The sequence below is a fragment of the Arthrobacter sp. MDT1-48-3 genome (assembly GCF_054511015.1).
The window spans coordinates 155,592-176,508 of the sequence record NZ_JBTNDL010000006.1; the positions used below are offsets into that span (position 1 = coordinate 155,592).

Annotated in this window: 16 protein-coding genes; 9 read left to right on the top strand and 7 right to left on the bottom strand. The window is 69.1% G+C overall.

Annotated elements, in window-relative coordinates; all coding sequences use genetic code 11:
* Window positions 1–2 precede the first annotated feature (2 nt).
* Window positions 3–659 carry an MBL fold metallo-hydrolase gene (locus ACX80L_RS13845; RefSeq protein WP_208739953.1) on the bottom strand — a complete coding sequence of 219 codons (657 nt, stop codon included), beginning with the start codon at window positions 657–659 and terminating at the stop codon, window positions 3–5.
* Between the two features lie 79 nt (window positions 660–738).
* On the opposite strand from ACX80L_RS13845, the gene ACX80L_RS13850 reads away from it, so the two are divergent.
* The 3 genes from ACX80L_RS13850 (at window position 739) to ACX80L_RS13860 (ending at window position 2,462) form a co-directional block, all read left to right on the top strand.
* Window positions 739–1,215: a Fur family transcriptional regulator gene (locus ACX80L_RS13850; protein WP_133080871.1), complete on the top strand. Its 477-nt coding sequence runs from the start codon at window positions 739–741 to the stop codon at window positions 1,213–1,215.
* A gap of 101 nt (window positions 1,216–1,316) precedes the next feature.
* Window positions 1,317–1,856: a MarR family winged helix-turn-helix transcriptional regulator gene (locus ACX80L_RS13855; RefSeq protein WP_459290328.1), complete on the top strand. Its 540-nt coding sequence runs from the start codon at window positions 1,317–1,319 to the stop codon at window positions 1,854–1,856.
* A 66-nt stretch (window positions 1,857–1,922) separates the two neighbouring features.
* Window positions 1,923–2,462 (top strand): MarR family winged helix-turn-helix transcriptional regulator, encoded by a 540-nt coding sequence (locus ACX80L_RS13860; RefSeq protein ID WP_208739952.1) that lies wholly within the window; start codon window positions 1,923–1,925, stop codon window positions 2,460–2,462.
* A 1-nt stretch (window position 2,463) separates the two neighbouring features.
* Here ACX80L_RS13860 and ACX80L_RS13865 read toward each other — a convergent pair whose 3' ends face one another.
* From ACX80L_RS13865 to guaB1, 6 genes are all read right to left on the bottom strand, one after another.
* Window positions 2,464–3,375: a metal ABC transporter permease gene (locus ACX80L_RS13865; protein WP_459290330.1), complete on the bottom strand. Its 912-nt coding sequence runs from the start codon at window positions 3,373–3,375 to the stop codon at window positions 2,464–2,466.
* Between the two features lie 2 nt (window positions 3,376–3,377).
* Window positions 3,378–4,217: a metal ABC transporter ATP-binding protein gene (locus ACX80L_RS13870; RefSeq protein WP_208739951.1), complete on the bottom strand. Its 840-nt coding sequence runs from the start codon at window positions 4,215–4,217 to the stop codon at window positions 3,378–3,380.
* Between the two features lie 79 nt (window positions 4,218–4,296).
* Window positions 4,297–5,283, bottom strand: a complete 987-nt coding sequence (locus ACX80L_RS13875) for a metal ABC transporter solute-binding protein, Zn/Mn family (RefSeq protein WP_459290332.1) — start codon at window positions 5,281–5,283, stop codon at window positions 4,297–4,299.
* 71 nt (window positions 5,284–5,354) lie between these two features.
* Window positions 5,355–6,443 (bottom strand): hemolysin family protein, encoded by a 1,089-nt coding sequence (locus tag ACX80L_RS13880; protein WP_133080876.1) that lies wholly within the window; start codon window positions 6,441–6,443, stop codon window positions 5,355–5,357.
* A complete protein-coding gene (locus tag ACX80L_RS13885) occupies window positions 6,440–7,873 on the bottom strand; it encodes a hemolysin family protein (RefSeq protein ID WP_459290334.1) in 1,434 nt (477 codons plus the stop codon). Before ACX80L_RS13885 ends, ACX80L_RS13880 begins: the two co-directional genes overlap by 4 nt.
* 281 nt (window positions 7,874–8,154) lie before the next feature.
* On the bottom strand, window positions 8,155–9,606 hold the full coding sequence (gene guaB1, locus ACX80L_RS13890; protein ID WP_459290336.1) for a GMP reductase: 1,452 nt from the start codon (window positions 9,604–9,606) through the stop codon (window positions 8,155–8,157).
* 212 nt (window positions 9,607–9,818) lie between these two features.
* Here guaB1 and ACX80L_RS13895 point away from each other — a divergent pair, with 212 nt between their 5' ends.
* The 6 genes from ACX80L_RS13895 (at window position 9,819) to ACX80L_RS13920 (ending at window position 20,908) form a co-directional block, all read left to right on the top strand.
* Window positions 9,819–13,685: a multifunctional oxoglutarate decarboxylase/oxoglutarate dehydrogenase thiamine pyrophosphate-binding subunit/dihydrolipoyllysine-residue succinyltransferase subunit gene (locus ACX80L_RS13895; protein ID WP_459290338.1), complete on the top strand. Its 3,867-nt coding sequence runs from the start codon at window positions 9,819–9,821 to the stop codon at window positions 13,683–13,685.
* A gap of 158 nt (window positions 13,686–13,843) precedes the next feature.
* Window positions 13,844–14,443: a GDSL-type esterase/lipase family protein gene (locus ACX80L_RS13900; RefSeq protein ID WP_133080880.1), complete on the top strand. Its 600-nt coding sequence runs from the start codon at window positions 13,844–13,846 to the stop codon at window positions 14,441–14,443.
* 228 nt (window positions 14,444–14,671) lie between these two features.
* Entirely contained in the window at window positions 14,672–16,453 is a 1,782-nt protein-coding gene (locus tag ACX80L_RS13905) for an ABC transporter family substrate-binding protein (RefSeq protein ID WP_459269467.1), read from the top strand.
* Between the two features lie 101 nt (window positions 16,454–16,554).
* Window positions 16,555–18,087, top strand: coding sequence for an ABC transporter permease (locus tag ACX80L_RS13910; protein ID WP_208741524.1), 1,533 nt, complete (start codon window positions 16,555–16,557; stop codon window positions 18,085–18,087).
* Window positions 18,088–18,095: 8 nt separating this feature from the next.
* Window positions 18,096–19,130: an ABC transporter permease gene (locus tag ACX80L_RS13915; protein ID WP_459290340.1), complete on the top strand. Its 1,035-nt coding sequence runs from the start codon at window positions 18,096–18,098 to the stop codon at window positions 19,128–19,130.
* Window positions 19,130–20,908, top strand: coding sequence for an ABC transporter ATP-binding protein (locus ACX80L_RS13920; RefSeq protein WP_208741525.1), 1,779 nt, complete (start codon window positions 19,130–19,132; stop codon window positions 20,906–20,908). The genes ACX80L_RS13915 and ACX80L_RS13920 overlap by 1 nt, the downstream gene beginning before the upstream one ends.
* The last annotated feature ends 9 nt before the right edge of the window (window positions 20,909–20,917 follow it).

Below are 20,917 nucleotides of genomic sequence, written 5' to 3' on the forward strand. Positions count from 1 at the left end.
CGTCAGACCTCGACGGTCTCGCGGACCGCGAGGTGGCGGAAGGACGTGCCGTAGCGCGAACCGAGGCGCGTCACGTGGCCCTCCACCATGCCGAGACCGGTCTCGTTCAGGAGGGCGTCGTGGATCTGGAAGGCGCGGGGCGCACGGACCGACGCCACGAAGTCGACCACCTCGGCCAGCTTCGACCAGGGCGCGTGCACGGGGACGAGGAGCGTGCCGACGTCCACGCCGTCCGGGACGATGAAGGCGTCCCCTGGATGGTAGACCGCTCCCACCAGGAATCCGACGTTGGCGATGACCGGGATCAGGGGATGGATCAGCGCGTGCTGGCCGCCGAAGGTCCGCACGCCGAAGCCCGCTGCCGAGAACTCCTCGCCCCCCGCCACGGAGTGGATCCGGTTCCCCGCGGCGTCACCCAGGCCCTCGGTGACGGCGGTCGCGACACCCTGCGGCGCCCAGAGCTCCACCGAGGGGTCGGCCGACAGCACCGCGACCACCCGGTCCACGTCGATGTGGTCCGGATGCTCGTGCGTGACCAGGACGGCCGAGGCACCTGCGAGGGCCTCCTCGATCTCGGAGAACGTCCCCGGATCGATCACGAGCACGGAGCCGTCCTGTTCGAGCCGGACGCAGGAATGGGAGAACTTGGTCATCAGCATGGGCCCAGACTACCGGCGGCGGCGCTGATAATCTTGACTCTGGTCCAGGGCCTCCGAGTGCCCGCGGAAAGGGTATGACATGACGCCTGAAACGACATCCGAGGCAGTTCCACCGGCAGGACCCACCGCCCAGCAGGAGACACCGGCGCGGAAGGGGTCCGAACAGCGCGTCACGCGGCAGCGGGTCGCCGTCGGCGCTGCGCTCGACCAGCTGGACGACTTCGTGAGCACGCAGGAACTCCACCGGCTGCTGCACGACCGCGGCGAGTCCGTCTCGCTCGCGACGACCTACCGCATCCTCCAGTCCATGGCCGAGGACGGCCTGGTGGACGTCCTGCGCAACGGTGACAACGAGGCCGTCTACCGGCGCTGCGCCGTCGAGCACCACCACCACCACCTGCTGTGCAGGAACTGCGGGAAGGCCGTCGAGATCGAGGCGCCGGCCGTGGAGCAGTGGGCCGCGCGCATCGCCGCGGAGCACGGCTTCACCGACGCGGCGCACACCGTCGAGATCCACGGGCTGTGCCCCGACTGCACGGCGGCACGACGATCCTGACCTCGGAGGCGCAGCCCCGCGGGCTCGCCCCCGACAAGGAGCCCCGCTCCCGTCCCGGAGGCCCTGACGGCGTCGGTGCCGTCGATTACGCTGGAGGGGTGATGTCTTCCGACAGCTCCACCCCGTCCGAGGCGGACCCGACGCCCGCCGGCTCCCCGAGCGACCGCGCCGGCCAGGTCGACGAGCTCGTCGACGCCGTGCGGCGCTACCGGAACGCGGAGGGCTTCATGCGGGGCCGGAGCCGCGATTCCATGCACCTCGGCAAGACGGACATGACGGCGCTGCGCCTCATGCTGCACGCGGGCCGGTCCGGGCATCCGCTCAGCGCGGCCGCACTGGCACGCGAGCTCGAGATCTCCACCGCGGCCACGACCGTCCTGGTCGACCGCCTCGAGAAGAGCGGTCACGCCGAACGGCGGCGGAGCCCGACGGACGGCCGTGTGATCGAGATCTGGCCGACGGCCGCGACCGATGACGAGGTCCGCTCGACCATGGGCATCCTGCACGAGCGGATGATGGCGATCGCCGGCGGCCTCTCACCCGAGGAATGCCGCACCACCGCGCGGTTCCTCGCCGCCCTGGGTGTCGCCATGACGACCCTCGAGTTCCCCTCCCCCACCCCGGCCGCCCACCAGGCCTGAGCGCCGTCGCGGAAATGTCCCGGCTTACCTAGATAGATTGACTACTAGTTGGTCTAAGATGTAGGCATGAAACCTTCGGAGGCACGGCAGGGAGCGGGCTACTGGTATCCCCCGTCCGACGAGGGCGGGACCGGGCAGGCCGCGACGGGTGTCGACGTCCTCAATGCCCTGAGGGCCTACCGGACGGTGGAGAGCGGCCTCCGCCGCCGCCTGAGCCAACGGCTCAACATCAACGAGACGGACCTCGGAGCGCTCCGCCACCTGCTCGGCGTATGGCAGCGGGACCAGGGCGCCAGCCCCAAGGACCTCGCCCTCGCCCTCGGCATCTCGAGCGCGTCGACCACCCTGGTGATCGACCGGCTCGAGCGGGCCGGCTTCATCCGCAGGCGACGCCATCCCGTGGACCGTCGCGCCGTCCTCCTCGAGCCCGGCGACAAGGCGACCGACGATTTCCGGACGGCCTTCGACATCGAGAAGCGGGGTGTCCTGGCCGCGGCGGACTCCCTGACCAGCGAGGAGACCGAGACCGTCACCCGCTTCCTGCGCAGCATGGAGCAGGCGATCGCGGACGCCGTCAGCCAACCGGACCGGACCCAGGAGCCCTAGCTCAGACTCCCTGCCGCCCATCTCCCGCAGCTCGGACTCTCCCGGACGACAGGACTGCTCTCCGCGACCTGCGGGCGGTGCGTCGCGACCCGATCAGGCGGCACACCAGGTAGATCGCGAAGGAGATCGTCGTCACGTAGGGGCTGATCGGGATCCGCCCTCCGAGCGCGAGCAGGATCCCTCCCACCACGGAGGTGCAGGCGAAGACCACGCTGAGGAGCACGACGAGCCCCGGTGCCGAGGTGACCTTCAGGGCCGCGGCGGCAGGCGTGATGAGCAGGGCGAGGACCAGGAGCGCGCCGACGACCTGGATGGACAGGGCCACCGAGACACCCAGCAGCACCATGAAGAGGATCGACAGTCCCCGCACGGGTACGCCGCGGGCCTCTGCGAGATCGGCGTCGGCGCTGGCGAAGGTCAACGGCCGCCAGATGGCGATCAGCGCGACGATGACCACGACGGCGCACCCCAGGAGCAGGTTCAGCTGCACGTCGTCGACCGAGACGATCTGGCCTGTGAGCAGGCCGAACTTGTTGGCCGCGCGCCCCTCGTACAGGGCGAGGAAGAGGATACCCAGGCCGAGCCCGAAGGGCATGACGACGCCGATGATGGAGTTCCTGTCGCGCGCACGGATGCCCATCAGCCCGAGGACGAGGGCGGCGAGCACCGATCCGACGAGGGAACCGGCGACGACGTTCGCACCGACGAGGAGCGCGAAGGCGGCCCCGGCGAAGGAGAGCTCCGCGATGCCGTGGACCGCGAACGCGAGGTCCCGCATCATGACGAACGTCCCGATGAGCCCGCCCAGCACGCCCAGCACCGCTCCGGCGATCAGGGAGTTGCGGACGAGCGGCAGCAGCTGCGCGTAGTTGTCGAAGGTGAAGACGGCCTCGACGATGTCCTGGACGTCCATGCCTACACGCCCTCGTGGTGGTGCGTGGTCGCGTCCGGCAGTCCGACGACGACGATCCGGCCGTTGCTGTGCAGGACCTCGACCGGGCTGTCGTAGAGGTCCGACAGGACCTCGCTCGTCATGACCTCCGCGGGCGAACCGACACGGAACCTGCCGTCCGCGAGGTAGAGCACGCGGTCCACGTAGTCGATGATCGGGTTGATCTCGTGGGTCACGAACACCACGGCGCTGTGCCTCTCGTGGCACTGCCGGTTGATGAGCGAGCTCACCGCCTGCTGGTGGTTCAGGTCGAGCGACAGCAGGGGCTCGTCGCACAGGAGCACGCGCGGATCGGTGGCGAGCGCCTGGGCCGCCCGCAGCCGCTGCTGCTCACCGCCCGAGAGGAGCCCGACGGGCGCATCCGCGTAGGACGACGCACCCACGTCGCGCAGGAGGCCGTCGACCAGGTCGCGGTGGCTCCGGCTCCGCATCCGCACTCCCCACCGATGGCCGTCGATGCCGAGTCCCACGAGGTCGCGGGCCCGGAGCGGGGTCTCGGGCGGGAAGGACTTCTGCTGCGGGATGTAGCCCAGGGTCCTGCTGCCGCGGGCGATCGGCCGGCCGTCGATGGTCGCCGTTCCGGAGTCGAGTGGCTGCAGTCCGAGGAGCACCTTCAGGAAGCTGGTCTTCCCCGATCCGTTGGGGCCGAGCACGGCGAAGAACTCGCCCGGCATCACGTCGAGGTCGAGGTCCTCCCACAGCGTGCGGCTGCCGAAGGAGAGGGCGGCGCCGCGCAGGCTGATCGCCGGCCTGCCCGCCGCCCCGTGCGGGGAGCGTGCCGGCCGGGAGGTCGTCGGGGTCATGCGGGGCGGCTTCCAGTCTGTCGGGGGTGGAGTACCGGGTCGAACCGGCGGAGGCCCGACCCTGTCGTCGCGGTGGTCCTCAGGATCGGAGGGCGGCCTCGATGCTATCGGTGTTGGCCGTCATCCAGGAAATGTAGTCCTCGCCGTCGGGCAGCGTCTCGGTGAAGTCGAGGACAGGGAGTCCCGCCTCGTCGGCAGCGGCGCGGACGGCTTCGGTCTGCGCCCCCTCCGTCTGGCCATTGTAGGCAAGGAAGGCGAGCGTGCCGCCGGAGACGAGCGTCTTCATCTCCTCGAGGACCGCCACGGGCACGTCGGTCTCCTCCTCGATCGCCTCGCCGAACTCCTCCGGCGTCCCGTCCTCGAGGCCCGCGGCTTGGAGGAGGTACGCCGGCACCGGCTCCGTCACGGCCACGACGCCGCCGGGTCCCTCCGCTGCGAGGGCTGCCAGCCGGTCCTGGACGGACTGCAGTTCCGTGATGAAGGCGTCGGCCCGGTCGCGGTACGCGTCCGCGTTGGCCTCGTCCAGCGTGCCGAGCTCGTCGGCGACGGCGTCGGCGAGCTTCGCCATCGCGGGCAGGTCGTACCAGACATGTTCGTTGAAGCCCCCGTGCCCGTGCCCCTCCTCCCCGGCGTGCTCGCCCTCGTCGGCGTGCTCCTCCGCGGCACCCTCGTCGAGTCCGGAGAGCTCGACGGCATCGAGGACCGTCTCCACCCCGGTCTCCCCGGCGAGCCGCCCGAGGAAGGTGTCGTATCCCCCGCCGTTCTCGATCACGAGATCGGCCTCCGACACCGACAGCTTGTCCTGCACGGTCGCCTCGTAGGAGTGCGGGTCCTGGCTGAGGCTGTCGACGATCGACGTCACGGCGACGTCGTCCCCGCCGATCGTGGCGGCGATGTCGCCGTAGACGTTGGTGGAGGTGACGATGCTGAGCTGCTCCCCCGCACCGGCATCGCCGGACGCACCCGCTGCGGCCCCGTCCCCGCAGGCTGCGAGGGCGAGGGCGGAGGCCGCCAGGAGGGCGGGCACGGCGAGACGGCGGGAGACGGGCATCGGAACCTCGATCAAACTAATGAGAATTATTTACGTTAGCGATTCGAGCATAACCGAAACGCGAACGGTTCGCATTCCCGTGATCGTCAGCGGACCGGAGTCTCCGTGCCGCCGATCCCCTCGCCGGTGCGGCGGGCGCCCTGGTTCTGGGTGGCGTCCCGGATCTCGCCGACCAGCTGTTCGATCACGTCCTCGAGGAAGAGGACGCCGCGGGTGGAGCCGTCGGGGCCAAGCACGCGCGCCAGGTGCGACCCGGTGCGCTGCATGACCGTCAGCGCGTCCTCGATCTCGTCGCCCAGCGACAGGTTCGCGAGCGTCCGCACCTTGTTCTCCGTGATCGGCCGCCGGTACATCGCCTGCGGCATCGACATGATGTCCTTCAGGTGCATGTAGCCCGTGAGGTTGCCGTTCTCGTCCACCAGGACGAAGCGCGAGAACCCGGTGCGCCCGACGGCACGTTCGAAGTCCTCCGGCGTGGCGTCGGTGCGGACGGTCACGAGCTCGCCGAGGGGCACCATGGTGGTCTCGGCCGTCTGACCCGAGAACTCGAGAGCTCCCGTGATCAGGCCGGACTCGTCGTCCACGAGGCCGCTCTTGGTCGACTCCTCGACGATGGACTGCACCTCCTCCAGCGTGTAGGTCGAGGAGACCTCGTCCTTCGGTTCGACCCTCAGGGCCCGGAGGATGTGGTTGGCCGCCCAGTTGAGCGACGAGATCACGGGGTTGACGACCCGCGCGATCATCACGAGCGGCGGCGCCAGGAGGAGAGCGGCCTTGTCGGCGACGGAGACCGAGATGTTCTTCGGCACCATCTCGCCGAACGTCACATGAAGGAAGGTGACCAGGACCAGGGCCAGCGCGAAGGCGACGCCGTCGGCGAGTCCCTCCGGAACCCCCAGGGCCTCGAACGGCACCACGAAGAGGTGGTGGATCGCCGGCTCCGCGACCTGCAGGATCAGGAGCGAGCAGACCGTGATGCCCAGCTGCGAGCAGGCGAGCATGAGCGACACGTGCTCCATGGCCCAGATCGTGGTCCGTGCGCGTTTCGAGCCCTCGTCGGCCAGGGGCTCGATCTGGCTGCGCCGCGCGGACATGATGGCGAACTCGGACGCCACGAAGAAGGCGTTGCCCATCAGGAGGACGACGAGCCAGACGATTCCTACCCAGTCACTCATCGATCATCCTTCCGTACGGCCGTACTGCCGGCCAGGGCGGGACGGACCTCCGGCACACCGTGCGTGCCCTGCGGGACCGCCTGGTGCTCGGGCACGACGGCGTCGTCCGCCGCGCCCCCGGGCTCCCGCGAGGCCGCGGGGGCGGGCACGAACTGGACGCGGTCGATCCGACGTCCGTCCATGCGCTCCACGGTGAGGGTGCCGGCCGGCACCTCCACGCGGTCGCCCGGCGCCGCCACGCGGCCCAGCTCGGCCATGATGAAACCGGCGACCGTCTCGTAGCCCGCCTCGTCCGGCACCACGAGTCCTGGGATCTGTATCGTGAGCTCGTCGGGCCGCATGAGGCCCGGGAAGAACCAGTCCCCCGCGGCACTCTGCAGCACGCCGGGCTTGAGCTTGTCGTGCTCGTCCTTGACCTCGCCGACGATCTCCTCCACCAGGTCCTCGAGCGTCGCGACGCCGGCCGTGCCCCCGTACTCGTCGAGCACGACGGCGAGCTGCAGGTTCGCGTCACGGAGCTCGCTCAGCAGCGAATCGAGGTGCACGGTCTCGGGCACGCGCAGGACGTCGGTCATGATGGTGCCCGCGGGCAGCTCCGCACGCTTGTGGCGCGGCACGGCCACGGCCTTCTTCACGTGGACCACTCCGCGGATGTCGTCGGCGGAATCCCCGATCAGGGGGAAGCGGGAGTAGCCGGTGCGGCGCGCGGCCTCGACGACGTCGGCGACGGTCTGGTCCGAGTCGATGACTTCCATGCGGATCCGGGGGGTCATGACGTCGGCCGCGGTGCGCTCCGAGAAACTGAAGGTCCGGGCGAGGAAGTTCGCCGTCCCCTGGTCGAGCGTGCCCATCTCCGCGGAGCGGCGCACCAGGGAGGAGAGCTCCGACGGCGTCCTGGCGCCCGAGATCTCCTCCTTCGCCTCGAGGCCGAAGACATTGAGGACCCGGTTGGAGAAGCCGTTGAGCACGATGATGGCCGGCTTGAATACGGCCGTGAACAGGAGCTGGGGCCGGGCGAGGGCCTTGCCCACGTTGAAGGGCAGCGCGATGGAGAGGTTCTTGGGAACGAGCTCTCCGATGAGCATGGACAGCAGGGTCGCCAGGATCATCGCGATGATGAGGGACGTCGAGGCGACCAGCGCCTCCGACAGCCCGAGGGAGCCCAGCGGCGCCTCGAGCAGCCGCCCGACGGACGGTTCCATGACATAGCCGGTGAGCAGGGTCGTCAGGGTGATGCCCAGCTGGCAGCTCGAGAGCTGGGTGGACAGTGACTTCAGGCACCGGAGCAGCGGTTCGGCCTTCGTGTCGCCGTCATCGACGGCCCGCTGCACGTAGGTCTGGTCGAGGGCGACGAGTGCGAACTCGACGGCCACGAAGAATCCGGTCCCGACGACGAGCAGGAGGCCTGCGGCCAGGTAGATCCATTCCACCGCTACATCCCCTCCCCGGTGGCACCGGGACGGGGACGGAGCGGTCCGCGTCTGAGGGGGTCCGCCGCGTCGGACGGGAGGGTCTCCGCGTCCTGGTCGGGGCCGGCGTCGACAGGACGCGGGAGACCGGGCTCGGGCAGGGGATGGGCAAGAGGAGAGGGTGCGCCGGCGTCGAGCCGGCCCCTAGAAGGACTGTCCATAAGGAGACCAGTCTATCGGCTGGTCGCCATCCGCCGCACGGGAATTCCTCCGACGGCGCAGGGCCGCACGGCCGGACGGACCTACCAGCTCTGCTGGAGCGGCCGCCCCTCCTCGTACCCTGCTGCCGACTGCACCCCGACGAGCGCCCGCTCCCGGAACTCGGCCAGCGATGCGGCACCCGCGTAGGTCATCGAACTGCGGACGCCCGCCGTGATCATGTCGAGGAGGTCCTCCACACCCGGACGGGCCGGATCGAGGTACATCTTCGAGGTCGAGATGCCCTCCTCGAACAGTCCCTTCCTGGCACGCGCGAAGACGTCGTCGCGCCGCGTCCGGTTCTGCACCGCACGGGCGGACGCCATGCCGAAGCTCTCCTTGTACCGGCGGCCGTTGCTGTCGGTCTGCAGGTCGCCGGGGCTCTCGTAGGTGCCCGCGAACCAGGATCCGATCATGACCTGGCTCGCACCGGCGGCCAGGGCGAGGGCCACGTCCCGCGGGTACCGGACGCCGCCGTCGGCCCAGACATGGGCGCCGAGTTCGGCGGCCGCCTGCGCGCACTCGTGGACGGCGGAGAACTGCGGACGCCCGACGGCGGTCATCATGCGCGTCGTGCACATGGCGCCCGGGCCGACACCCACCTTGATGATGGAGGCACCCGCGGCGACGAGGTCGCGGACGCCCTCGGCGCTGACCACGTTGCCCGCGACGATGGGGACCTTCGGGTCGAGGCCGCGTACGAGGGCGAGCGCGTCCAGCATCTTGCGCTGGTGGCCGTGGGCCGTATCGACGACGAGCACGTCGACACCGGCGTCGAGCAGGGCGGCGGCCTTCGCCTCGACGTCCCCGTTGATGCCGACGGCCGCTGCGACGCGCAGCCTGCCCGAGGCGTCGAGCGCGGGGTCGTAGATCGTGGAGCGCAGCGCGCCGGTCCGGGTGATGACGCCCTGGAGCACGCCGTCGCGCACCACGGGCGCGAGCGGCACGCGGGCTCCGTCGAGGTCCTCGAAGGCCTTCTGCAGGGCGGCGGCGGGGTCCTCGTCGAACAACGACGCCTCGAGGGCGGCCGGAGCCGGCCGCATGACGGATTCGAGCGAGGCGAAGCGGTCCACCTCCTCGCAGTCCGAGGCGTTGACCACCCCGACGCACGCGCCGCCGTCGTCGATCACGAGCACCGCGCCGTGCGCGCGCTTGTGCATGAGGTGCAGCGCGTCGATCACGGTGTTGCCCGGCTGCAGCTTCAACGGCGTCTCGAAGACCGGATGGCGGTCCTTGACAGACGACGTGACCTCCGCGATGACCTCGACCGGGACGTCCTGCGGAAGGACGCCGATGCCGCCGCGCCGCGCCATGGTCTCGACCATGCGCCGCCCTGTCACCGCCGTCATGTTCGCGACGACGAGCGGGATCGTGGTGCCGGTGCCGTCGTCGGAGGACAGGTCGACGTCGAAGCGGGAGAGGACCTCCGAGGCGGAGGGGACGAGGAACACGTCCGAGTAGGTGAGGTCCGTGGTGGGCGGATTGATGAAGCGCATGGTTCTCCCTGGATCGACGGCCGGTTCGAGGGCCGCAAAGAGTCTAGTGCGTGCGGGCCCGCAGTATCGCACGGCGCAGCTCGGCAGGACACGCCTGATTGGCTTGTTCGTTACTCCTGTCACTACACTTGGACAGGGTCCAGACACGGCTTTCCGCCGATCTCGCCGACCGCACCGCGCTCAGGGCAACTTACGGAAGAGGCGTATACCAAGTGCCAGAACAAACCAGCCACCGTCTACCTGAAGAATTCGGCGGGAACGAGTGGCTTGTTGACGAGCTCTACGAGCAGTTCCAGAAGGATCGCCACTCGGTCGACAAGAAGTGGTGGGACCTGTTCGACTCCTTCGACGCGGAGGGATCGTCGGCGGAGAACGGCCGGACGGCGGCCGACAGGCCCGAGGACCCCGCAGCCTCCCCGGCGGCCACCACCCCGGAGTCCCGCCCCTCGAACGGAAGCACTCCCCCGGCAGCCGCGGCACCCGCGGCCTCCAATCCCCCCACCAAGGAACTCCCGGTCGTGCAGGCCGAGGCTCCCGCACCCAAGGCCTCCGGGGAGTCGCCCGCCAGCACCCAGCAGAGCGGGAAGCCGCCCGTCCCCAACGAACCGGCGAAGAAGCCGGAGACGTCGCGGGAGGAGAAGCCGGGGACCAAGCCCATCCCGGCACAGCTGCCGGCCTCGGACCGCAACGCCGACATGGAGGAGAACAGGGTCAGCGTGCTGCGCGGACCGGCCAAGGCGATCTCCACCAACATGGAAGCCAGCCTGAGCGTCCCCACCGCGACCAGCGTGCGAGCGATCCCGGCGAAGCTCCTCATCGACAACCGCGTGGTCATCAACAGCAACCTGGCGCGTGCCCGTGGCGGGAAGGTGTCCTTCACCCACATCATCGGCTACGCGATCATCCGGGCCCTCGCCCAGTTCCCGTCGCAAAACGTCTACTACGACGTGATCGACGGCAAGCCCTCCGCGGTGCAGCCCGCCCACGTCAACTTCGGCCTGGCGATCGACATGCCGAAGCCCGACGGGACGCGCTCGCTCGTGGTGCCGAACATCAAGAAGGCCGAGACCATGAACTTCTCGGAGTTCTGGCACGCCTACGAGGAGCTCGTGAAGAAGGCCCGTGCCGGGAAGCTCGGCGCCGACGACTACGCAGGCACCACGGTGTCCCTCACCAACCCCGGCGGCATCGGCACGGTCCACTCGGTCCCCCGCCTGTCCAAGGGTCAGGCCTGCATCATCGGTGCAGGCGCCCTCGAGTACCCGGCGGAGTTCCAGGGCTCGAGCGAGAAGACCCTCGCGAAGCACGCGATCAGCAAGACCATCACCCTGACCTCGACCTATGACCACCGCGTCATCCAGGGCGCGGGCAGTGGCGAGTTCCTGCGGATCATCCACCAGCTACTGCTGGGCGAGCAGGGCTTCTACGACGAGATCTTCGAGTCGCTGCGCATCCCCTACGAGCCCGTGCGGTGGAGCGCCGACATCCAGGTCGATCCGATGGACCAGATCAACAAGGTCGCCCGGATCCAGCAGCTCATCCACGCCTACCGCGTGCGCGGTCACCTCATGGCGGACACCAATCCGCTCGAGTACGTCCAGCGCAAGCACGCCGACCTCGACATCCGGACCCACGGCCTCACGCTGTGGGACCTGGACCGCGAGTGGCCGACGGGCGGCTTCGGCGGCCAGCCGATGCTCAAGTTCCGCGACATGCTCGGCGTCCTCCGCGACGCGTACTGCCGCACCACGGGCATCGAGTACATGCACCTGCAGGACCCGGCCGAGCGGCAGTGGTTCCAGGACGAGCTGGAGCACCCCTACTCCAAGCCGAGCCGGGAGGAGCAGCTGCGCATCCTGCACAAGCTGAACTCCGCCGAGGCCTTCGAGACGTTCCTGCAGACGAAGTTCGTCGGCCAGAAGCGCTTCTCCCTCGAGGGTGGCGAATCCCTGATCCCGCTGCTCGACGCAGTGATCTCCGGTGCGGCGGACGACGGCCTCGACGAGGTCGCGATCGGCATGGCCCACCGCGGACGCCTGAACGTGCTGACGAACATCGCGGGCAAGACCTACGCCCAGGTGTTCCGCGAGTTCGAGGGCACGCAGGACCCCCGCTCCGTCCAGGGCTCGGGCGACGTGAAGTACCACCTCGGCACCGAGGGCACGTTCACCTCCGACGCCGGCAACGAGACGAAGGTCTACCTCGCCGCGAACCCTTCCCACCTGGAGGCGGTGGACCCGGTGCTCGAGGGCATCGTCCGCGCCAAGCAGGACCTCCTCGACCAGGGCGAGACCTTCCCGGTCCTGCCGATCCTCATCCACGGCGACGCGGCCTTCGCGGGCCAGGGCGTGGTGGCCGAGACCCTGAACCTGTCGCAGCTGCGCGGGTACCGCACCGGCGGCACCATCCACGTCATCGTGAACAACCAGGTCGGCTTCACCACCAGCCCGACGTCGTCGCGCTCGTCGGTGTACTCCACCGACGTCGCGAAGATGGTCCAGGCCCCGGTGTTCCACGTGAACGGCGACGACCCCGAGGCCGTGGTCCGTGTGGCCCAGCTGGCGTACCAGTTCCGTCAGCGGTTCAACAAGGACGTCGTCATCGACATGGTCTGCTACCGCCGTCGCGGGCACAACGAGGGTGACGATCCCTCGATGACGCAGCCCATGATGTACAACCTGATCGAGGCGAAGCGCTCGGTCCGCAAGCTGTACACCGAGGCCTTGATCGGCCGCGGCGACATCACGCAGGAGGAGGCCGAGCAGGCCCTGCGCGACTACCAGGAGCGGCTCGAGCGCGTCTTCGCGGAGACGCACGCCGCACAGACCTCCCCGATCCCGATCGTCACGAAGGACCCGCAGGCGGTCTCCGACATCGAGCGCCCGTACGCCCAGCAGGCGGACGGCGGCGAGGCCGAGGCACCGCAGACGGCGATCAGCACGGAGACCCTGGCCCACATCGGCGCGGCGCACACCGCGATCCCCGAGGGCTTCACGGTGCACCCGAAGCTGAAGGCCCTGCTGGACAAGCGCGAGCAGATGTCCCGCGAGGGCGGGATCGACTGGGGCTTCGGCGAGATCGCCGCCTTCGGTTCGCTCCTTATGGAGGGCGTCCCCGTGCGCCTCGCCGGCCAGGACTCGCGCCGTGGCACCTTCGTGCAGCGGCACGCGGTCTTCCACGACCGCGCGACGGGCCACGAGTGGCTCCCCCTCGACGACCTGAGCGAGGACCAGGCGAAGTTCTGGATCTACGACTCCCTGCTGAGCGAATACGCCGCCATGGGCTTCGAGTACGGGTACTCGGTGGAGCGCCCCGACGCCCTGGTGATCTGGGAAGCGCAGTTCGGTGACTTCGTCAACGGCGCCCAGATCGTCATCGACGAGTTCCTCAGCTCCGCCGAGCAGAAGTGGGGACAGCGTTCCTCCCTCGTGCTCATGCTGCCGCACGGCTACGAGGGCCAGGGCCCCGACCACTCCTCCGCACGCATCGAGCGCTTCCTGCAGATGTGCGCCGAGGAGAACATGGTCGTCGCCAACCCGAGCTCGGCGGCGTCGCACTTCCACCTGCTGCGCCGGCATGCGTACCACCGCCCGCGGAAGCCGCTCGTGATCTTCACCCCGAAGCAGCTGCTGCGCCTGAAGGCGGCCGCGAGCTCGGTGGAGGACTTCACACAGGGGACCTTCCGTCCCGTGATCCCCGATACGCTGGAGACGCCGGGCAACGACGTCGAGCGCGTGATCCTGGTCTCCGGACGGCTCTACTACGACCTGCTGTCCTCACGCCAGAAGCTCGACGACGGCAGGACGGCGATCGTGCGTGTGGAGCAGCTGTACCCGCTGCCGCTCGACGAGATCCGCGAAGCACTGGCCACCTACCCGAACGCGGAGATCGTCTGGGCACAGGACGAACCGGCGAACCAGGGGCCGTGGCCGTTCATCGGGCTCAACCTGCCGCAGGAACTGGACCGACCCGTGCGCCTGGCCTCGCGTCCCGCCTCGGCCTCGACCGCGACCGGATCCGCGAAGAACCACGCGGTGGAGCAGGAACTCCTCATCAAGAGGGCTTTCGGCCGCCAGTAGTAAGGCCATCAGTATGATGTCAGGTGGGGCTCAGGCCCCACCTGACGTCTTTAAGGACGGGTCGATGGCTCGCGCGGGTTCCCCGGCGGCCCGTTACGGCCCTGAGCAGCACCCGAGCAGCACCGACCAGCACCGACGACCAGCACACCGAGGGACCAGTGGAACGACGCAGAATCCGGCTAGCAGCAGTGGGCGACGAACTCCTCGCGGGGCTCGGTGATCCTCGGGCGCTGGGCTGGCTCGGCCGCGTGATGGCCCGGACCCGGCCGGACAACGCCTCGGTCGAGGCCTACAGCCTCGCGGCCCCGGGTGAGGGGACCGAAGCCCTCGCCAACCGCTGGCTGCAGGAGGTGGGACGGCGTTTCGGCGACGGATTCGAGAACCGCCTCGTCATCGGACTGTCGGACCGCGACCTCGACCTCGACCTGTCCACGGCGAGGAGCCGCCTCAACCTCGCCAACATCCTCGACGGTGCGTCGCAGATGAGCGTCAAGGTCCTCGTCGTCGGGCCGCCCCCCGGCCTCGACGCGGAGCGCAACCGTCGCCTCGCGGACCTCTCGGCCGCGTTCGGTGACGTCACGACGCGCCGCAAGCACGTGTTCGTCGACACCTTCACCCCCCTGCTCGCCCACGAGCAGTGGCGCCACGACCTGGCAGCGAACGGGGGAGGTCCCGGCCAGGCCGGCTACGGCCTGATGGCCTGGCTCGTCCTCCACCGCGGCTGGTTCCAGTGGCTGGACGTGCCCGCGCCAGAGTAAGGCAGACGCAGGACCTGGAGCCCCGGAGACACGCCGTTTCCGGGGCTTTTCTGTTGCCCCGGGACCCCGTATTTCCACGAGGTAACGAATGGGTTATCAATGGCTCACTGAGTGTCCGAAGGCAACTTTCCATGGTTATGCTGTCCGAGTGTGATTGCCGTCACGGCGACAATCCGCCTCGGAGGACTTTCTCGCGTCCCTCGCGCCCAGCACAGTAAGGACTAACGAATGCGTAATAAGCGCACCCTGACGCTCGCCGCACTGTCCATCGGAGCGCTCACCCTGAGCGCCTGCGGATCCGCGGGCGGCACCGCAGAGACCCCGGCATCGGAAGGTGCCGCGGAGAACCTGGCCACGACGATCAACATCGCGATCAGCCAGGCCCCGACCGGTTACAACGACGGGACGGCCGCCACCAACGCGGTCTACAACACGTACGTGAACAACCTGACCACGAGCTCCTGGGTCGCGTTCAACGCCGACGGCAACCTCGAGAAGAACGAGGAGTTCGGCACCTACGAGAAGACGAGCGACGACCCGCTGACCGTCAAGTACACCATCAACGAGGATGCTGTCTGGTCGGACGGCACGGCGATCGACTTCGACGACGTGCTCCTGCAGTGGGCCGCCTTCTCGGGCACGCACCCGAGCGGCACGACCGATGCGGAGACCGGCGAGGAAGCGGATCTCTTCCTCGCGTCCTCCACCAACGGCTTCGGCCAGATGGAGATGCCCGAGGGCGAGCCCGGCGCCAAGGAGTTCGAGGTCGTCTACACCGAGCCCTACGCCGACTGGGAGTCCGTCATGTCGGGCGCACTCATGCCGGCGCACATCGCCGCCGAGCAGGCCGGTCTGTCCGCGGAGGGCGACGGCGCGGAGCTCATCGAGGCCATCCAGGCCGACGACCGCGCGGCCCTCGGCCCGGTCGCCGAGTTCTGGAACACCGGCTGGAACTACGAAGCCGACCTCCCGACACTGCCGGACACGGCGCTCCTCCCCTCGTCCGGCCCCTACACGCTGGACAACGCGACCAACGGCACCCTCACGCTCGTCAAGAACGACCAGTACTGGGGCGAGGAGCGTGCCGGCAAGACCGACACGATCGTCTTCAAGACCATCGTCGACGAGGAAGCCGTCCAGGCGCTGCAGAACGGCGACGTCGACATCATCGAGCCCTCCAGCCCGACCGTCGACACCAAGACCGCCCTCGAGCAGATCGGTGAGACGGTCACCGTCGACACCGGGCAGTCGCTGACCTTCTCGCACGTCGATCTCGACCAGCGCCCCGGCGCCGTGTTCGAGGACCTCAAGGTCCGCCAGGCCTTCGCCAAGTGCATCCCCACCGCCGACATGGTGGACAAGTTCGTGACCCCGGTCGACCCCGAGGGCTCCGTCCTCAACCTGCACGAGTACCAGCCGGCGCAGGCCGACTACGAGACCGTCCTCGAGGGCGCTCCCGCCGCCAAGAGCGACGGCGTCGCCGACATCGAGGCTGCCAAGGCACTGCTCGCCGAGGCCGGCAAGACCGAGCCCGTCAAGGTCTCGATGATGTTCGCGTCGACGAGCCAGCTGCGCGCCGACCAGGTCGCCCTCGTCAAGGACTCCTGTGACAAGGCCGGCTTCGAGATCACCCCGCAGCCCGAGGCCGAGTGGAGCGCCAAGCTCTCGCAGCCCGGCGCGTGGGACGCGGTCGTCTTCGGGTGGGCCGGTTCCGGCCTCGTCGCCTCCGGCGAATCGATCTACGTCTCCGGCGGTGAGCAGAACTTCGGTGGCTACGCCGACGAAGAGGTCGACCGCATCTGGAGCGAGATCGTGACCAACACGGACACGGAGAAGGTCGTCCCGCTGAAGGCCGAGCTCGAACAGCGCCTCGCCGAGACGCAGTACAACGTGGTCCTCTACGCCAACCCGAACATCGCGGGCTACTCCTCGAAGCTCGAGGGCGTGGAACTGAACCCGACGCAGACCGGCATCACCTGGAATGCCTACAGCTGGACGAAGCAGAACTGATCGGATCCTTCCGGATCTGCAGAAGGACGGGCAGGCCTCCTGGCCTGCCCGTCCTTCTGCTCGGACCCGCGACAGACTGCACCGTTTCCTAGGAGCCCCACGTGTTCTACTTCATCGCCAAGCGATCCATCATCTCGTTCTTCATCATGCTCGCAGCGACCACGCTGATGTACTTCCTCACCATCTCCTCGGGTGACCCCTTCGAGGACCTCGGCGAGACCAGCGGCCCCGAGAAAGCCGCCACCATCGCGGCCCGCACCGCCGCGATGAACCTCGACGTGCCGCCGATCCCCCGCTACTTCCTCTGGCTGCAGGACGTCGGCCACTGCCTCGTCCCCGGCGGCGTGAGCTGCACGCTCGGCCAGGACCGCACCGGTGCCGCCGTCCTCCCGCAACTGGAGAACGCCATGGGCTCGACCCTGCGCCTGGTCGTCGTCGCGACAGTGCTCGCCCTGGTCCTCGGCGTGGTCGTCGGTATCGTCACCGCGATCCGCCAGTACAGCACGTTCGACTACTCGGTCACCTTCATCTCGTTCCTGCTCTTCTCGCTGCCCCTGTTCTGGCTCTCGACGCTCCTCAAGCAGTACCTGGCGATCGACCTCAACACGTGGCTGGCGAACCCGCAGTTCTCGTACGCGACGATCGCCCTGATAGGGGTGGTCGCCGGCGTCGTCTGGGCGGTCGCCGTGGGCGGCGACCGCAGGCGCAGACTCGTCGTGTTCGGCGTCGCGGCCGTCGCGACCGCACTCGCGCTCTACCTCCTGCTCGTCACGGGCTGGTTCGTGGATCCCGGCCTCGGCGTCGTCGGCATGCTGGTCTCGGCCGCAGGCGTCGCCGTCCTCTGGACGGCCCTGCTCGCCGGCTTCCGGCGCCGCCGCGTGCTGAACGCGGCCCTCGCCGCCGCCGCGGTGGGCTTCCTCGGCTACCTCGCCTCGATCCCTCTGCTCGAAGACCCGAACTGGCTCGCGGTGCTCGCCCTGGTGGTCGTGATGACCGCGGTCGCGTACGTCGTCGCCGGTCTCGTCGGCGGACCGTTCCGCGCCCAGGCCGCGAAGATCGGCGCCGTGATCGCCGTGTCCGTGAGCCTGCTGATCGTGCTCGACCGCCTCCTCCAGGCCTACCCGACCCTGTCCGCGAAAGCAGGCGGCCGGCCGATCCCCACCACGGGATCGCAGTCCGCGAATCTCGAGGGCACGTTCTGGGAGATCAACCTGGACTACGCGCTGCACCTGATCCTGCCCACGATCGCCCTGACCCTCATCTCGTTCGCCACCTACACCCGGTACACCAGGGCCAGCCAGCTCGACGTCATGAACCAGGACTACATCCGCACGGCGCGGGCCAAGGGCCTCAGCGAGCGGACCGTCCTCGTCAAGCACGCCTTCCGCAATGCGATGATCCCGATCACCACGCTGATGGCGTTCGACTTCGCCGGGGTCCTCGGCGGTGCCGTCATCACCGAGCAGGTCTTCGGCTGGAACGGCATGGGCAAGATGTTCGTCGACGGCATCCAGAACGTGGACCCGGGGCCGGTGATGGCCTTCTTCCTGGTCGTCGGCACGGCCGCGGTGCTGTTCAACATGCTCGCCGACATCGCCTACGCGTTCCTCGATCCGCGCATCACCCTGAGCTAGGACACCCCATGAGCAATCACCAGAACCAGCGGGACGATTCCCGCGCGTCCCTGGAGCTGTCCGAGATGACGCTGCAGAGCCAGGACACCGACATCGCGACCGCCACCCCCACGCGGGGCCAGACGGACCGCATCCGCACCACCGAGGCGAAGAGCCAGGGCCGGCTGATCCGCGAGCGCTTCTTCCGCCACAAGGGAGCGCTTGCGGGCATCGCACTGCTCGCCCTGATCTTCCTGCTCGCCTTCAGCTCCATCGGCTTCGCGGGCATCCCCGGCTGGTGGAACAAGGACTACAACGTGCTCGCAGCACGGTTCAACGAGGGCCGGCCCACCCTGACGCTGTGGCCGTTCAGCCTCGGTGAGCATCCGTTCGGCCAGGACGTCCTCGGCCGGGACTACTTCGCGCTGACGATGCGCGGCACCCAGACCTCCCTGATCATCGCGTTCATCGTCGGGCTCGTCGCGATGGTCATCGGCACCACGGTCGGCGCCGTCGCCGGCTACTTCCGTGGCTGGACCGAGGCGTTCCTCATGCGCATCACCGACGTCGTCATCACCATCCCGACGGTCGTCATCGCGGCCGCAGTGGCCGGGATCGTGGCCAAGGCCGGGATCATCCCGTTCGCGATCTTCCTCGGGCTCGTCACCTGGACGGGGCTCGCCCGCCTGGTCCGTGGCGAGTTCCTCTCGCTGCGCGAGAAGGAGTTCGTCGAGTCGGCGAAGTCCGTCGGCGCGAGTTCCGTGCGGATCATCTTCCGGCACATCCTCCCGAACACCGTCGGCGTCATCATCGTCTCCACGACACTGGCCATCTCCGGAGCCATCCTGCTCGAGACCGCCCTGAGCTACCTCGGACTCGGCGTCACGGCGCCGGACACCTCGCTCGGCAAGGCCATCAACGACAACCGTTCGGCGCTGACCGTCCGCCCATGGCTGTTCCTGTGGCCCGGCGCCTTCATCATCGGCATCGCCCTCGCCGTCAACTTCATCGGTGACGGCCTGCGCGACGCGTTCGACCCCAAGCAGACAAGGGTGAAGCAGTAATGAGTTCCCGATCCGTCATCATCTCCGACGAGCAGGCACCCGTCGGCAACGGCCCCATCCTCGCGGTCAGGGGCCTCGGCGTCGAGTTCAACGTCGACAACGAGTGGGTCATGGCCGCCGAGGACGTCTCCTACGAGATCCACCCCGGCGAGATCCTCGCGATCGTCGGTGAGTCGGGCTCCGGCAAGAGCATGTCCTCCATGGCCCTGCTCGGCCTGCTCCCCCGCAACGGACGCTCGACCGGCAGCGCCAAGATGCTGGGCAAGGAGCTCATCGGCGCACCCCAGGGGACCCTCCGGCGCGTGCGCGGCAACGAGATCGCGATGATCTTCCAGGAGCCCATGACCGCGCTGAACCCGGTGCTCACCGTGGGCGAGCAGATCCGGGAGGCCGTCGAGCAGCACACAGAGCTGTCGCCAGCGCAGGCCAGGAAACGCGCCATCGAACTCCTCCGCATGGTGGAGATCCCCGAGGCCGAGCGACGGTACGACTCCTTCCCGCACCAGTTCTCGGGCGGCCAGCGCCAGCGCGCCATGATCGCGATCGCCCTGGCCAACGACCCCATGCTGCTCATCGCCGACGAGCCCACGACCGCGCTCGACGTCACGGTCCAGGCCGAGGTCCTGGACCTTCTGCGCAAGCTCAACAAGCGGCTCAACAGCGCGGTCCTGCTGATCACCCACGACATGGGCGTCGTCGCCGACCTCGCCGACCACGTGGTGGTCATGGAGCGCGGGCGGATCGTCGAGGCGGCGCCGACGGCGCAGCTGTTCGCGGCCCCGGCCGAGGCCTACACGAAGCAGCTCCTCGGCGCGGTACCGCACCTCGGGTCGAAGGTCGGCGGTGTCCTCGCCGACGTCGAGGTGGTGGACGGCCGGCTGAGCATCCACGAGGAGTTCGCGGAGGCGGCGCTGCGTGCGCAGGAGACGCACACGGCGAGCGGCGTCGTCCCGGCGCTCGAGCTCACGAACGTCGACATCGAGTACCCGGGCCGCTTCCGCCAGCCGCCCTTCAAGGCGGTCACCGGCGTCTCCCTCACCATCAACCCGGGCGAGGTCCTGGGTCTCGTGGGCGAGTCCGGCTCGGGCAAGTCGACCATCGCCCGCGCCGTCACCGGACTGATCCGGACCTCCGGGGGCACGGTGCGAATCGGCGGCACCGACATCACGGAGCTGACCGCCCGCCAGCTCCTGCCGCTGCGCAAGAAGTTCGCCATCGTGTTCCAGGACCCGGCGGCGTCCCTCAACCCGCGGCTCTCCATCGGCGACAGCATCGGCGAGCCCCTGCTGCTGCACGAGAAGCCGGGCCGCGCGGAGCTGGACAAGCGCGTCGCGTCCCTGCTCGAGGACGTCCAGCTGCCGGTGGCCTTCCGCAACCGGTACCCCCACGAGCTCTCGGGCGGGCAGCGCCAGCGCGTCGGCATCGCCCGGGCCCTGTCGCTCCAGCCGGACCTCCTCGTGGCCGACGAGCCGACGTCGGCCCTGGACGTCTCCGTGCAGGCCAAGGTCCTCCAGCTCCTGCAGGACCTGCAGAGGGAGCGGGGCTTCGCCTGCCTGTTCGTGAGCCACGACCTCGCCGTCGTCGAGCTCCTCGCGAGCCATATCGCGGTGCTCAACAAGGGGAACCTCGTGGAGCAGGGCACCACCGAGCAGATCCTGAAGTACCCCCGGGACCCGTACACGCGCCGCCTGCTCGCTGCCGCTCCGGTACCCGACCCCGGCGAGCAGTCGCTGCGCCGCGAGCAGCGCACGGCGCTCCTCGCCGCGGGCGCCGAGTAACGGCAGCAC

What these genes read in the sequence shown, in the direction of transcription:
- ACX80L_RS13845 (WP_208739953.1), bottom strand. Translation starts at nt 659, where the DNA reads ATGCTGATGACCAAGTTCTCCCATTCCTGCGTCCGGCTCGAACAGGAC.
- ACX80L_RS13850 (WP_133080871.1), top strand. Translation starts at nt 739, where the DNA reads ATGACGCCTGAAACGACATCCGAGGCAGTTCCACCGGCAGGACCCACC.
- ACX80L_RS13855 (WP_459290328.1), top strand. Translation starts at nt 1,317, where the DNA reads ATGTCTTCCGACAGCTCCACCCCGTCCGAGGCGGACCCGACGCCCGCC.
- ACX80L_RS13860 (WP_208739952.1), top strand. Translation starts at nt 1,923, where the DNA reads ATGAAACCTTCGGAGGCACGGCAGGGAGCGGGCTACTGGTATCCCCCG.
- ACX80L_RS13865 (WP_459290330.1), bottom strand. Translation starts at nt 3,375, where the DNA reads ATGGACGTCCAGGACATCGTCGAGGCCGTCTTCACCTTCGACAACTAC.
- ACX80L_RS13870 (WP_208739951.1), bottom strand. Translation starts at nt 4,217, where the DNA reads ATGACCCCGACGACCTCCCGGCCGGCACGCTCCCCGCACGGGGCGGCG.
- ACX80L_RS13880 (WP_133080876.1), bottom strand. Translation starts at nt 6,443, where the DNA reads ATGAGTGACTGGGTAGGAATCGTCTGGCTCGTCGTCCTCCTGATGGGC.
- guaB1 (WP_459290336.1), bottom strand. Translation starts at nt 9,606, where the DNA reads ATGCGCTTCATCAATCCGCCCACCACGGACCTCACCTACTCGGACGTG.
- ACX80L_RS13905 (WP_459269467.1), top strand. Translation starts at nt 14,672, where the DNA reads ATGCGTAATAAGCGCACCCTGACGCTCGCCGCACTGTCCATCGGAGCG.
- ACX80L_RS13915 (WP_459290340.1), top strand. Translation starts at nt 18,096, where the DNA reads ATGAGCAATCACCAGAACCAGCGGGACGATTCCCGCGCGTCCCTGGAG.
- ACX80L_RS13920 (WP_208741525.1), top strand. Translation starts at nt 19,130, where the DNA reads ATGAGTTCCCGATCCGTCATCATCTCCGACGAGCAGGCACCCGTCGGC.